The following is a 12808-nucleotide window of genomic DNA, read 5'->3' as shown; positions in this document are numbered from 1 at the left end:
CACAAGATATGGTGGGTTGTCACCCCTACAACCCAATGCCCAAAAAATAGGCAAACAGGTGCCCGGTACAGCCGAATGCACGCCTTCTTTCTTGGATTCCATCGTTACGCACAGGGTTATCCACAGAAGCTGGGGAGAGGCGAACCTTGAATTTTTCAGCTGGTAAGACTACCGGCTTTTATGCGGTCAGCGGCAGGAGGAAGTCGATGCATTTCTGCGAATAGGGACTCATTGACCCCGTCAGTTTCCCTCCTGACGGGGCACGACATGTACCGATCCGGCTTTGATCGCCGCCCGTACGGGCGAGCCCGGCTCAAGCCCCAACTCTTCCAAAGCGGATCTCGTAACCAATACTCCCAGAGGAAATCCGCAATCCAGACTCACCTTGACCAATGGTCCCGCAGATGCAATGTCGCGGACAATTCCTTTCACATGATTGCGCGCGCTCGTCGGCGCGGTGCCGATCTTCTCAAGCATCACATCCTCCGCACGGATACACACGAAGACTGCGGAGCCGAGTTCGGGTCCATCCAAGGCCGTGAGCGTCTGTTCTCCCACTTCAATCGTGACGAGGCTGTCGGCAGCTTGAAGAACGCGCCCCTGCACCACGGTCTCCACGCCGACGATCTTGGCAACCTCCGCATTCGCCGGCCTGCTGAAGACATCCTGCGGCGTACCGACTTGGAGGACCGCCCCGTCGCTCATCGCCGCCATCACATCACCCAACGCCAATGCTTCCTCGCGGTCATGCGTCACAATGATCGACGGCAGCGCCAGTTGCTTCAGAAGGCTTCTGAGCTCCCCGCGAAGACGAATCCTGGTCGGCGCATCCAGCGCCGAGAGAGGCTCGTCGAGCAGCAACAACTGGGGTCTCGGCGCGACCGCTCGCGCAAGAGCCACCCGCTGCTGCTGCCCGCCGGAAAGCTCCCGAGGCTTGACCGATTCCAGGCCACCCAATTGAAAGAGTTCCAAGACTTCGCTCACCCGCCGCTTTCGATCCGAGACACTGAGATGGCCTAAGCCATAGGCGATATTGCCCGCAACCGTATAGGTGGGAAACAGCGCGTATTCTTGAGCCATATATCCGATGCGGCGATCTTGCGGCGAAATGTTGACGCCGGCCGCCGTATCCAGCCAGGTCCGCGAGATAAAGCGGATCGTCCCCTGCTCCGGACATTCAAGCCCCGCGACCGACCGGAGGACCGTAGTCTTTCCGGATCCGGACGGACCGAAGAGAATCAAGACCGTCGAAGCCTCAACCGGATACCGAATACGGGCGCGGATCGTCGCGCGTCCAGGAAAGGTCTTATGGATATCGATGGCTATTTCCGCGGCCATGCAGTCCACATGTTCCGATTGACGGCATAGACGAGGAGCAATACAAGATATGAAATGACCAGCAGGAACGCAGCCGTCTTTGAAGCCTGAGCATAGTTCAGAGCCTGCACCTCATCGTAGATGTCGATGGAAATGGTGCGCGTCACGCCTTCGATGTTTCCGCCCACCATGAGCACGACGCCGAATTCACCCAGCGTATGAGCGAAACTCAATACGACTCCCGTCACGAGCCCCGCCAAGGAGAGGGGCACGATCAGCTTGAAGAAGGTCTTGAATCGAGACAAGCCCAACGTCCACGACGCCTCGATCAACTTGCGGTCGACTTGACCGAACGCCGACGCAAAGGGCTGGACGGCAAACGGCAGGCTGTAAAGGATCGACGCCAGCAGGAGCCCTTGAAAACTGAACGGCAATGGTTCTCCGACGATGTCGGTGTACAACCGCCCGACGGGACTGTGCGGACCGATGGCCACCAGGATATAAAATCCCAATACAGTGGGGGGGAGCACCAGCGGAAGGGCCACGACCGATTCGACGAGAAATTTCCATCGTCGTCTCGAATAGGCCAGCCAGTAGGCGATGGGCAGTCCGAGAACCAATAGGGCGAGAGACGTCAGGGACGCCAGCTTGAAAGTAACCCAAATTGCCGTCCAATTCACGATCCCGCCCTACCCTTCGTCGGCGTCCGAGGCGTTCTCCCCGCGATACGCCGCGGAAAGAACCGTCGAATTCTACTTACCAATCATGACTTCCGTGGCCTTCACGGCCACCGTTACGGTATCGTTGACCTTAAGCCCCATGCTCTTGACCGAGCCTTCGGTGATGGCCGCAACGAATTCAAGTTGGCCGACCTTGACGACGACTTCTGCCATGGCCTGTCCGTCCGTGATCCGAACCACAGTCCCTTGAAATTGATTCCGCGCGCTGAGTTTCATGGTGAATCCCCCATTTAGTGATGACGTGGTACCTATCGTGGCTATTTACATCGAAATCGAATGCCCCATCGCTGGCCCGTCACCTCACCTTCATGCCCATCCGTGCTCGACATCCCGGAATAGCCTCTCACTTCTCCATCCCGCACGACCATATAACCGGATGGGCATTTCTTTTCGATGACTGCCAATGCCTCCTTCCGATGCGGTGACCCCATCGGCCCCCCCCGGTCCTCCTTATATAAATAGGTGACGACGCCCCCCGTCTCAGTTTCTCCCACGAGTTGCACGGCGTCGGAACAGGCCGCGCACGTAAGAAGCATAAGCGTCACGGCTAATAACCCAATGAATCGTCGGTTATGCCGGAATGGTGAAACCATAGCGTTTCATGATCTCCTGTCCTGTCTGACCTTTTATGAACTCGAGAAATTCCTGCGCCGCTTCCCGGCGTTGGGACGACTTCAGAATGACCGCGCCCTGTTCCAGCGCGGGATGGGTCTCGGCCGGCACCTCCCAATATGCACCCTTGGCTTTCATCGTCGGCGCCAGAGCCAGTGAAAGGGCGATGATTCCAACCTCACAGGCACCCGACTCGACGAATTGGGCGGCCTGGGAGATGTTTTCTCCCAGAACCAGCCGATCCTTGACCTGCTGGTAGAGGTTAAAGTGCTCCATGGAGGACACGGCGGCCCGTCCATAGGGGGCATGTTTGGGATTGGCGATGGCAATCTTCTTGATGCTTGACTCGCGCAGTACTTCCATCCCCTTCGTCATATCGAGACGCGATCCATGCCCCGCCCACACGACGATTCGCCCGATTGCGTATCGATAAAGAGAACCGGGTACCGTCAGACCCGCCTCTTCCAGTTTCCGAGGATAGCCGATGTCGGCCGAAAAATAGAGATCAAATGGAGCACCGTTCTGAATCTGCGAATAGAAGTTCCCGGACGATCCCAACGATAGTTTGACATGATGCCCCGAGCTCTTCTCAAATTCTCCCGCAAGCTCTTTGAACGCAAAACTCAGGTCCGACGCGGCGGCGATCGTAAGTTCTTCGGCCAGAGTCACGCCAGCGGAAGAGACAAGCACGATCAGAAAGAGCGCGAGGGTCGTCAGTCTGGTTACGAATATCCCGCACCGACGATGATTCATGGTTCGACCTCCTAGATGACCGTATTATGACGAACTAGAAAAAGATCTGAAACTGGAGTCGGATGGCATTTTCTATCAAGGTGCCGCCGCGAGCATCCAAGGGCACACAGCCTGACGGAAAGGTAGCCGGACAGGGGACGGTACTTTGTGAGCCACCCGTACTTGGCAATGGGCTGCTCCGGCCGATGGCATACCCGCCGGTTCCCATAGCCAAGTTCGTATACGTCAGCATAACCTGGTAATCGTAGGTCCCGAACGGAAACCAATTGATCGAAGCGTCGAGCTGCTTGATCAAGTCGCCCGATGCATTCGTATCCGGATCCCAATAGGAGTAGCGCGCCGCCACCTCGACCTTCCTCGGGATCAAATAATATCCACTCTGCACATAGAAACCCGTGGAGTTGCCGAGGAGACCCGGAGCCTGCGCCGTACAAGGTCCGCCGCTCCCGGCCGTCTGGAGACAAGGGGCCCCCTTGAAGGTCCGTTCGACGTTCTTGAAATAATATTCGCCCTGTAAGGAGAACCCTCGATACTTGAACACGCCGTCGAACGCATGCGTTAAATAGTTCACGACACCCCAGCCCAGTTGCCGCCCGTTACCGAACGTCGCCAGCTGCCGCCGGAAATTCAGGTTGGCCAGATCGATGCCGACGAAGGCATTGTCGGTACTCGTGTTGATTCCCGGATTGTACGCGAGGCCTCCGCCGACCGCCATTTGCGGCTTTTCCGAGTAGGCCAGATCGCCTTCACCGTAGCCGGGCCGGCCCATGATATTCCATTGCAGACGACCGGCATACATCAGTTTGTCCATCTCGTTGCGGAAATTGGCGTTCAGATTTCGAGAGTTCGTCGGGCAACCGGCCGGCGAAGGAAAGGGATTGCCGCCTGTCTGTCCGCCCGGACATCCGACGGTCGCTTCTTCGCTATCATAAGTCCCGTAACGGTTGAACAATGGCCCGGCTCCGTTATAGACGCCGAGATAATAGTTCACCGGATAGACTTCGTCGTCATTCATGATCGTAATGCCGACGTCCCGACGATTGAGACCGCTGGCGGTGAAGGCATCCTGAACCAAGGAGCGTTCGGCAAACTGCATGGACGCGGTGTTATTGATCTGGGACCGGTTGAAGAACACCTTGTATTGACCGGCTTGCACGTTGAACAACGAAAAGTGCGTGCTCAGAAAATAGAAGTCGAGCAAATTTGCGGCTCCGGGCGTCTGGGCGTTCTCCGCAGTTTCGAATCCCAGCTGAACGAAATACTTGAAATCGGGATTGATGAGGTGGCCGAGGAACAGCAGCCGGGCCCGGCGTATGTTGAATTGCGTGTAGAAATCGTCCGATCGATTGGCGCGATAGTCTCCGAAAACTCCGAGCAATTCCGGATAATTCTTTGCATCTCCCGGATTTCTCCACGCGTCGTTTCTCCACCTGGTCGTTTCCCGCATTTGCAGGCGTCCCCTGATCTTGAGAAGAAAGGCGTTGTCGTTCATCGAGAAATTGAATCCCCGGTCGTACCAAAGCTTGAAGCTCGGCTGCATCAGATAGGCGCGGGATTCGGACTCCTTGATGGCCTTATCACGCTCTTCTTGTGTGATGATGCCTTTTTCGTAGGACCGCTCCAACAGCAAGCGCGTGGCGGGGTCCATGCTTTCGACGAAGACGTATTCGCCGTTCTTCTCGACTAATTTTCCCGAATCTACTGCTTGCCCGAGATCGGGGACTAGGCTCAACAGGACTGCAGCATTCATTGCAACGATCGCCTTGGCGGCTCGAGGTCCGAAGCCCATTTGGGAAAACCATCTCCGCAACATCATGACCGACCTCCGAAAATGATTGGATATGAGTGTGGAAATAATTCGAGTTGCCGACCTTCGACGGCGTTACTTGGTCGGCACTGCCTTCAAGAATTCGCGGTACTGCACGGATGGGCGATGAGTCACGGGATCGGTTTCCCAAAACCGTCCCGGCTCGAAGTACAGCAGGAACGTCTTGGGATCGGGCGGCAGAGCGGGATATCGAAGATCCCACTGTTCCGATTTTCTGGTGGGAAACATGGCGTGGTAATGTTCGAGCGTGAGGTGAAAATACGGCTCGTGAATGGCGATCCAGCCTGCGGTCGTATCCCGCTCGTACGCCGGATTCATTCCTGGCGCCAAAACCTGGAAATACACACGCTCTTCGGGGGATGCCTTCTGCAGCGCATCGACCAAGGGAGGCACAATCGCTTCCAGTTCATCCCTCCGGAAAATTTCTCTCGGCGGAACCTCCTCCGCAAACCAGCGCAACGGCAATCTCTGCTTTTCACGAAAGGAAAACCCGGACAGGATGGCAGTCAACTCTTCGACAGTGAATTGAACCGGGTGGCTGTAACCTTCGGGTTTTGGCTCACGCTGCAAAGAGACGAAAACGCGCCGGTTCTCCTGCACGACCTTCGTCGTGTACGGAAGCCGCGCACACCCTGTTGCAACGATCGCGACAAACAGCGCCCAGGCGACCACACCGCTCCAACGTTTGAGATGCTTTCCCCGATTCTCCGGTGACATGACGTCCTCCTCCTGAGTCAACATAGCGACTTCTCTAACTTTGGATTATTAACGGGCGTGACTTGACGGTACTCGGACAGGCGAGACGTAACCCAGACCTTTGAGCGTGTCCTGCGCCTGGGGCGACTGAATGAATTCGAGGAATTCACCGCACAGCGCCCGATTGGGGCAATAGCGTTCCATCGCCATGGAATGGAGCACCGGAGCAACAAGGTTGCGTTCGGCTTCGGCGACGACTCGCAATCGTTGATTCTCTCGGGCTGCGTCCGGACCGAACACAATTCCGACATCGGCCTGGCCGTTCAGCACGTGGTCGATGACGGCACGCGTATCGGCTGCTTCATCGAGCCGTTCCTTGACGTCGTCCCAGACGCCCAGTGCCGTCAGTAATTGCTGGGTCTTTTGGCCAAGCGTCGTTTTTTCTGAATCTCCCACGGCGATTCGCAGCCTGCCGGCGGTTTTCAAAGCCTCAAAGGACGCCGGAGCATCGACCAAAGATTCCGGCACAACCATGACAAGCCGTTCTTCGGCGTAAACTCGCCGGGTGCCTGGCAGCACGTAGTACTTTTGCTCCAACCGGGTGATCAATTCATCGCCTCCGGGCGCCACGAGGTGAATAGGCCCCGAACCGATGAAGTATTTTCCTTTCGTGCTGTTCTCCATCCCGGCAATGGTCCGGCGAAGATCAAGACCGGAATCCAGATGCAGCCGCACGCGTACGTCTGGATGCGCCGCTTCAAACTGCCGCCCAAGGGCTTCCACGGGAAGACGCATACTCGGCGATGCGGCTATCACAAATTGTTCAAATGTATGCCCTGATGTCGCAAAACCCGAGGCGAGCACGCCGGCAAGGACTATGATGTGTTTCAAATTCATCTCACGATCTCCCACATTGACGTCATTTATCCTCGCAAGACATGCATCGTTCCGGTTTGGGTCGTGTCATAGCCGCCGAGCGCTTCGATCTCGTTTCGGAACTGACGACTCACGATGGTCTCGAAAAGATGGGCCAGAGTCGGATGGGACGTGAGATACGCTTTGGGGACCACCAGGTCGTAGCGCGCCGATTGGAGCGGCACGAAATCCAGTTCGAAATATTGCGCCGCCGCTCGAATACCAATCCCGACGTCAGCCTGCTGTCCGGCAATCGCCCGAGCGACTTCGAAGTGAGAGGACGCGATCCGGTCGTAACCACGCACGCGTGCAGGATCTATCCCCGCCTCACGCAATTGCCGATCGAGCAGCAGACGAGCCCCCGCTCCCTCTTCCCGATTCAAAAGGGTCACGGTCGGCTCGGCAAGGTCCGCCGCCGTGCGGATCGACTTGGGATTTCCTTTGCGAACCAGCAAACCTTCCTCCCATGTCGCGAAAGTCACGACATCGTAGGCGGAGCCCTTCAATGCTCGCCTGACGAAAGGAAGATTGGATTCTCCGGTCGCGGGATCAAACAGATGTAGACCGGCGACGTGAACTTCCCCTCGTTGCAACGACCGAAGCGCCGCCATACTGCCCATCGTCCAGCCGACGACCGAGGTCTGATCCTTCCGCCTCCTCATATGTTCGCCCGCCAGAAAGATTGCGGGATCGCAGCCGGCGACCGAAATTTCCTGCTCGACGGCCTGGCGGTCCCGGGAGAGCATCACCTCTACAGTTGACCCATCGCTGTAGGAAGCCGGCTCCGTCAGATACCCATCTGCCCCCACGGCACACGAGAGCACGTCGCCCAGTCCCATGACCGGACGCACGACGATGCGAGAACCTACCTGGGCAACCTTGACGCGAACCGGCGGACGTGAGGGATCTCGTTCTGGAACTCTTCCCACCAGGGTGCCTTGGATTCGTTCGACCGGTCGGATCAAGGAAAACAGCTCTTCAACCCGACAGGAAAGAGCCGCGGCAAGCCGAAGAGCGACAGCGGTGGTGGGTAAGTAGAGGTTGGATTCGATCGATGAAACAGCTTGACGCGTGATGCCGGCTCTCGAGGCCAGCTCACCCTGCGACAGGCCACGCGCGTTCCGCAGGTTTTTTAGCTCATTTCGAAAATGGTCGACAGACTCAGCTCGGTGTTTGATCCCCATGCCGGGGCGATATAGCAATAATACTTTATTAGTGTCAAGTATACTGGATACAAATCACCAGTTTTTTGATACTTCATCACGGCAGATGAATAGTTCCACATAGCCGAATTGCCTCGTAGATCAGATCATAAAATTAATTGTTGACAAAATAGACCAAGTTAATTTATACCTATGAAAACTTAATCCCGATCGGATTCATAGGAATTAGATTACGTATTGCACGTCAGTGAATCTAGATGGAGGGTATATGCGGTCGCTCAGCAACAGCACTGAACTATCGGACCACAATGTACATCGGCAGGTCGAGCAAGCGATCATTCATGCGCTGAAGGGAATCCGCTTCGGCTCAGTGGAGATTATCGTTCACGACTCCAAAGTGGTCCAGATCGAGCGCAAAGAAAAAACGCGCTTCGATGCCGACCTTTCCCGATGAAAGGCATCCGCACAACGGTCGCCGGCGCAGACGTTTCCATCTGTACTGAACTCAAGGAGTAAACAACGTCCGGACAACCGGACGTTTTGAACGTAACAGCTGATCAATTTTAACGGCGGGCTGACCGGACCACCGGAAGTTCCCATGTCACGGAGGAAACGACATGAGACTTTCTGGTTTGGTCCTTTTTATCATCAGCCTGCTCTGGCTGGTGAGTCCGCAACCGGCAACGGCGGTGGAGGAAGGTCAGTTGGTGAAGAAGGACGGCAAGTGGGAGTACTACTCCGGCGAAGATCCAGGCCTCAAGTACCTGTATCAAAAGGGGTTGATCACCCAAGAGGAGTACGACAAGGGCCTACGGGTAATCGAAAACAAGGAACGCCTCTCGAAACCCAATTATAGCATCGATGTCAATAACGGTCTCAACATTCGAGTCGGAGAGAAGTTTTTCCTGAAGCTCCGGCTCTTGACCCAAGTGCGATATAGCTATAGCACGTACAATTCTGCCTGGGGCACGGTGGGCGATTCCCGGAACCCGGAAATTCTCGGAGGGCAGGTTGAATATCGGGCCGTCCGGCATCAGAGCGATAGAAGTGCGTTCAGTGTTCCCCGCGCACGCCTGCAATTCCTCGGTTACGCGTTCGATCCGGACCTTCGCTACAACTTCTCCTGGGGACTCGATCAATTCACCTCGGATCAAGAGGGGGGAAGCGGACGGGCCAAACTGCTGGATGCCTATATTGCGTCATGGCACATCCCTTGGCTGACGGCACAGGTCGGCCAACAGCGCGTCTGGTTCAATCGATCGCAGATCGCCTCCATTGCGACCTCGACATTCGCGGACAATATGATTGTGCAAAACATGTTCGCCGCCAATCTCATCAGCAATCGCGATGTCGGTATTTCGATCCTCAGCGATGAAGATCAATACCGATTCAACTATGCCGTCGGTATTTGGAACGGAGCTGGTGCCAACCTCGCCCGCGACGGGACATCGGTCAGCCAGACGGTCCTCGCACCCACCGGCACACCCGGCGCCCAGCCCTCCGGCATCACGCGGACTTACAACTACAATACCCGCTTTTTGGGCGGCGAGATGATGTATACCGCTCGGGCCTTGTTTAAGATCTCCGGAAATCCAGGGTACGGTCAAGGCGACATTCTCAATTCACGGGTTCCACAAGCGGCTATCGCAGTCGGCTATGCCTATAATCCAGGCCAGAACTATCTCAGCTCGATCCGCTCAGACATTGTCGACCGCGCGTATCGCCAAGGAGTGGCAAAAAACAACAACGGGCGGCTGCTCGGCGGCGGCATCTACGATTTCCAGACCTATGAAGTTGATTTCATCGGAAAGTACCAAGGCTGGTCGTTGCAGTCGGAAGGATATTACCGTCAGCAGCATCTTCGAGATGCCTTCGCGGGAACGCTTCCTTTCGACCTCACGACCGTTCCGAACCCCAACAATCCGACGCAGAACGCGCTCGTCATAGGACCTCAACCGGTGGAGCTCGGTGATGCCTGGGGCTGGTACGTCCAGGCAGGAAAGTATCTGATTCCACGCAAGCTGGAATTAGCGGTCCGATACGGAGTCTTCGATCCATCCACGAAGCAAAAGGACGATCTTACGAAGGAATTGGGCGTGGCCATCAACTATAGCTTCGACGGCACCTATAACAACAGGCTGGTTATCGATTACTCGAACATTACATCGGGCAGCGGAGGACGAGCTCCGGATCGCTATCCATGGGAGTATCAGCCGGGATTCGGGAGCGATCTCATTGAGAACCGCATCAACGTACAGTACCAGTTCTACTTCTAAGACATATCTGCATATGGCTCATCTATTGGAAAGAGGACTTCCATGAACAACTTCTACCAACGCGTTTCCACCTTGTCCCTATTCCTCGGCATCGTGGTATTTGGACCTGGGATTGCGACCGATACGTATGCACAACCGGAAACGGTCACCATCGCGGCCGCCAACAGCCTGCGAGACGTGTTCCGAAAAGTGCTGCCCCTGTTTGAGGCTCAACATCCGGAAGTCGTGGTCCGCGTGATTTACGGCCCCTCTCAAAATCTGCGCAAGCAGATCGAAGAGGGAGCCCCGGTCGACGTATTCCTTCCATCGCTGCTCGAAGAAATCGATTCCCTTGAGAAGAAAAGCCTGGTGATTCAGGGGACCAAGCGTGTCTATGCCGGCACATCGCTGGTGGTCATCACGGGCAAGACCTTCCCTGCCCCAGTCGGCTCCCTTCAAGAGCTTCGTACGGTTCCGGTCAGACGCATCGCAATCGGGGATCCCAAAACGTCGTCGGTCGGCAAGGTGGCGATTCAATTTCTCAAACACGCCAAACTGGAACCGCAACTGAAGTCCCAATATGTTTTTGGCCAACATTCGCGAGCCGTCCTCGACCTTGTTGCGAAAGGCGAAGCCGAAATCGGCATCGTCTATCGAACCGATGCCGTGGCTGAATCTCAAGTCAAGATTCTGGACACGGCTCCGGAAGATTCTCATACACCGGTGCAATACGGTGTCGCAGCCGTATGGACGGCCAAGAACATCTCGGCTGCGGGGGATTTCATCGAATTCCTGCTGTCGGCTCCGGTCCAGGAGCAGTTGAAACAGTTCGGGTTTGATCAGGCGACGCCGGGGGCGACATTAGCGAAGCGACGGGAGGTGAAATCATGAACCAGGTCTCAAGGCACATTCATCACACTGCACTCCGGTTGAGCCTGCCGCTTATCGCCTTGCTGGGAACGACCTTCATTGGTTGCGCAGGAACATCGCCCGAGCCGACGAAAACGATTTATGAATCGGGTCTTAATACGGTGCGCCTGGAGACCGATCCGGACTCGACGTCGAACGCGCATCCTGCCACACTTTCTGCGACCGAGATCGGAACCATTCTCGGCAACGTGCGTGCATGGGAGCAGCGTAATTTCATCCATCGGCTGTTTTCCGGTGAAGCGGATCGCACACGCGCCTTTCGTCATGAAGAGGTTCAAATCCTGGCTCCGGCGCTTTCGAAAGGACTGGCTCAGGCTTCGCCTGCACAGCGGGTATTCTTTCACCTGAGCCATGCCACCGAACACGGAGAGGAAGAGAGCACGACGGGATGGCTGTCGATCCGTAACGGGACCCTCTATCTCTCGCTCAGCGAAGTTCATGATCTCCACGGTCCAGGCCCGGACATCAGCAAGTACGACCGGCAGATGCCGAACGTTCCGGAACGGTCCGCGGCCTTTAACGTGACCTTCGAACCAGAAGATTACCTGATCAAGGTCCGTTCGGGAGGCAGACTGTTTTCGCCGGATCAACGCGAAGAACTTCAGATACGATATCGCGACGCGCTGGCAGCCCTGCCCGTTTACCCGGGGCTCGAGCCGCACCAATCGGGCAAACCGTCGCAGCCGTAGACTGTGACCGGGAGACCGGCGGCGAACTGTCGTCGATCTCCCGGTCACTGCCGGAATTGATGGAGAAGATATCAGGAGGCCTCATGACTTACCTACCCTTTGAAGCAATCCCACACATCGGCATCGTCGCCGGTACGGCTGAAGGCGCGGCCCTCTGCTATCGGACATTGTGCCACGAGGCGGAGAGGTTCATGGGCAGGCATGCTCATCCGGAAATCACCATACACACGTTCTCGCTTCGCTCGTACTTCGACCTCATCGATGGGGATGATTGGCCCGGTGTGGCGGATCTCTTATCCCGATCGGCGAATAAACTCGCGCACGCCGGGGCAGACTTTATTATCTGCCCCAACAATACGCTGCACCGCGCTTACGACCTGGTCCAATCACCGGTGCCCTGGCTGCACATCGCCGCCACCGTCGCCGCGGAAGCGGCACGCCGCGGCTTCCATCGAGTCGGCCTGCTCGGTACGCGGGCCGTCATGGAAGATTCGATGTATTCCCGCCATCTCAACAAAGAAGGAATCGAACTCATTATTCCGCTGGCGGACGAACGGGACAATATCCAGCGCATCATCAGACACGAACTTATCGCGGGCCGGTTCACGTCCCATACCCGTAATGTTCTGCGCGCTGTCATCAACCGTTTCCGTACATCCGGATGCGATGCAGTCATTCTTGGTTGCACCGAACTCCCATTGATCGTTTCTTCCGAGGGTTCGCCCCTCCCCTTGCTCGACTCGACGCGTCTCCTGGCGCGCGCCGCGCTTGAACAAGTGGAATGCCGCCAGACTCCCGATGACCACATCGAAACATCGGAACACAGGAACATGGTCGGCATGGCGACCGGCCGTTTTCACTTGGTTTCATCCGATCATTCCTGAACGAAAGGATCATACTGTGGCATTCA

General features: G+C 56.3%; 13 protein-coding genes. 5 read left to right on the top strand and 8 right to left on the bottom strand.

Features of this window, described 5'->3' with window-relative positions; genetic code table 11:
- Window positions 1–240 precede the first annotated feature (240 nt).
- The 8 genes from NSJP_RS13025 to NSJP_RS12985 all read right to left on the bottom strand — a co-directional run bounded on the left by NSJP_RS13025 (window position 241) and on the right by NSJP_RS12985 (window position 8045).
- Window positions 241–1338, bottom strand: coding sequence for an ABC transporter ATP-binding protein (locus tag NSJP_RS13025; protein ID WP_080887312.1), 1098 nt, complete (start codon window positions 1336–1338; stop codon window positions 241–243).
- The gene (modB, locus tag NSJP_RS13020) at window positions 1323–1997 is read right to left on the bottom strand and encodes a molybdate ABC transporter permease subunit (protein ID WP_080887311.1); all 675 of its coding nucleotides are present in this window, start codon (window positions 1995–1997) and stop codon (window positions 1323–1325) included. Before modB ends, NSJP_RS13025 begins: the two co-directional genes overlap by 16 nt.
- Window positions 1998–2069: 72 nt before the next feature.
- Window positions 2070–2273 carry a TOBE domain-containing protein gene (locus NSJP_RS13015; protein WP_080887310.1) on the bottom strand — a complete coding sequence of 68 codons (204 nt, stop codon included), beginning with the start codon at window positions 2271–2273 and terminating at the stop codon, window positions 2070–2072.
- A gap of 354 nt (window positions 2274–2627) precedes the next feature.
- On the bottom strand, window positions 2628–3422 hold the full coding sequence (modA, locus tag NSJP_RS13005) for a molybdate ABC transporter substrate-binding protein (protein WP_080887308.1): 795 nt from the start codon (window positions 3420–3422) through the stop codon (window positions 2628–2630).
- 34 nt (window positions 3423–3456) lie between these two features.
- On the bottom strand, window positions 3457–5238 hold the full coding sequence (locus NSJP_RS13000; RefSeq protein ID WP_080887307.1) for a porin: 1782 nt from the start codon (window positions 5236–5238) through the stop codon (window positions 3457–3459).
- 66 nt (window positions 5239–5304) lie between these two features.
- Window positions 5305–5967, bottom strand: coding sequence for a hypothetical protein (locus NSJP_RS12995; RefSeq protein WP_155970183.1), 663 nt, complete (start codon window positions 5965–5967; stop codon window positions 5305–5307).
- A 48-nt stretch (window positions 5968–6015) separates the two neighbouring features.
- Window positions 6016–6843 carry a molybdate ABC transporter substrate-binding protein gene (gene modA, locus NSJP_RS12990; RefSeq protein ID WP_080887305.1) on the bottom strand — a complete coding sequence of 276 codons (828 nt, stop codon included), beginning with the start codon at window positions 6841–6843 and terminating at the stop codon, window positions 6016–6018.
- Window positions 6844–6869: 26 nt separating this feature from the next.
- Complete coding sequence (locus NSJP_RS12985) at window positions 6870–8045, bottom strand: substrate-binding domain-containing protein (protein ID WP_080887304.1); 1176 nt, start codon at window positions 8043–8045, stop codon at window positions 6870–6872.
- Between the two features lie 247 nt (window positions 8046–8292).
- Between NSJP_RS12985 and NSJP_RS12980 the strand changes: the two genes are divergently transcribed.
- The 5 genes from NSJP_RS12980 to NSJP_RS12960 all read left to right on the top strand — a co-directional run bounded on the left by NSJP_RS12980 (window position 8293) and on the right by NSJP_RS12960 (window position 12782).
- Entirely contained in the window at window positions 8293–8478 is a 186-nt protein-coding gene (locus NSJP_RS12980) for a YezD family protein (RefSeq protein ID WP_080887303.1), read from the top strand.
- 163 nt (window positions 8479–8641) lie between these two features.
- Window positions 8642–10300: a hypothetical protein gene (locus NSJP_RS12975; protein WP_080887302.1), complete on the top strand. Its 1659-nt coding sequence runs from the start codon at window positions 8642–8644 to the stop codon at window positions 10298–10300.
- Window positions 10301–10342: 42 nt separating this feature from the next.
- Window positions 10343–11170 carry a molybdate ABC transporter substrate-binding protein gene (gene modA / locus NSJP_RS12970; RefSeq protein ID WP_080887301.1) on the top strand — a complete coding sequence of 276 codons (828 nt, stop codon included), beginning with the start codon at window positions 10343–10345 and terminating at the stop codon, window positions 11168–11170.
- Window positions 11167–11898, top strand: coding sequence for a hypothetical protein (locus NSJP_RS12965; RefSeq protein ID WP_080887300.1), 732 nt, complete (start codon window positions 11167–11169; stop codon window positions 11896–11898). The genes modA (NSJP_RS12970) and NSJP_RS12965 overlap by 4 nt, the downstream gene beginning before the upstream one ends.
- An 83-nt stretch (window positions 11899–11981) precedes the next feature.
- On the top strand, window positions 11982–12782 hold the full coding sequence (locus NSJP_RS12960) for an aspartate/glutamate racemase family protein (RefSeq protein WP_197685418.1): 801 nt from the start codon (window positions 11982–11984) through the stop codon (window positions 12780–12782).
- Window positions 12783–12808 lie beyond the last annotated feature (26 nt).

Source organism: Nitrospira japonica (assembly GCF_900169565.1).
Lineage (GTDB): Bacteria > Nitrospirota > Nitrospiria > Nitrospirales > Nitrospiraceae > Nitrospira_C > Nitrospira_C japonica_A.
This window is presented reverse-complemented; position numbering and strand designations above follow the sequence as displayed.

What these genes read in the sequence shown, in the direction of transcription:
- NSJP_RS13025 (WP_080887312.1), bottom strand. Translation starts at nt 1,338, where the DNA reads ATGGCCGCGGAAATAGCCATCGATATCCATAAGACCTTTCCTGGACGC.
- NSJP_RS13015 (WP_080887310.1), bottom strand. Translation starts at nt 2,273, where the DNA reads ATGAAACTCAGCGCGCGGAATCAATTTCAAGGGACTGTGGTTCGGATC.
- modA (WP_080887308.1), bottom strand. Translation starts at nt 3,422, where the DNA reads ATGAATCATCGTCGGTGCGGGATATTCGTAACCAGACTGACGACCCTC.
- NSJP_RS13000 (WP_080887307.1), bottom strand. Translation starts at nt 5,238, where the DNA reads ATGATGTTGCGGAGATGGTTTTCCCAAATGGGCTTCGGACCTCGAGCC.
- NSJP_RS12995 (WP_155970183.1), bottom strand. Translation starts at nt 5,967, where the DNA reads ATGTCACCGGAGAATCGGGGAAAGCATCTCAAACGTTGGAGCGGTGTG.
- modA (WP_080887305.1), bottom strand. Translation starts at nt 6,843, where the DNA reads ATGAATTTGAAACACATCATAGTCCTTGCCGGCGTGCTCGCCTCGGGT.
- NSJP_RS12985 (WP_080887304.1), bottom strand. Translation starts at nt 8,045, where the DNA reads ATGGGGATCAAACACCGAGCTGAGTCTGTCGACCATTTTCGAAATGAG.
- NSJP_RS12980 (WP_080887303.1), top strand. Translation starts at nt 8,293, where the DNA reads ATGCGGTCGCTCAGCAACAGCACTGAACTATCGGACCACAATGTACAT.
- NSJP_RS12975 (WP_080887302.1), top strand. Translation starts at nt 8,642, where the DNA reads ATGAGACTTTCTGGTTTGGTCCTTTTTATCATCAGCCTGCTCTGGCTG.
- modA (WP_080887301.1), top strand. Translation starts at nt 10,343, where the DNA reads ATGAACAACTTCTACCAACGCGTTTCCACCTTGTCCCTATTCCTCGGC.
- NSJP_RS12965 (WP_080887300.1), top strand. Translation starts at nt 11,167, where the DNA reads ATGAACCAGGTCTCAAGGCACATTCATCACACTGCACTCCGGTTGAGC.
- NSJP_RS12960 (WP_197685418.1), top strand. Translation starts at nt 11,982, where the DNA reads ATGACTTACCTACCCTTTGAAGCAATCCCACACATCGGCATCGTCGCC.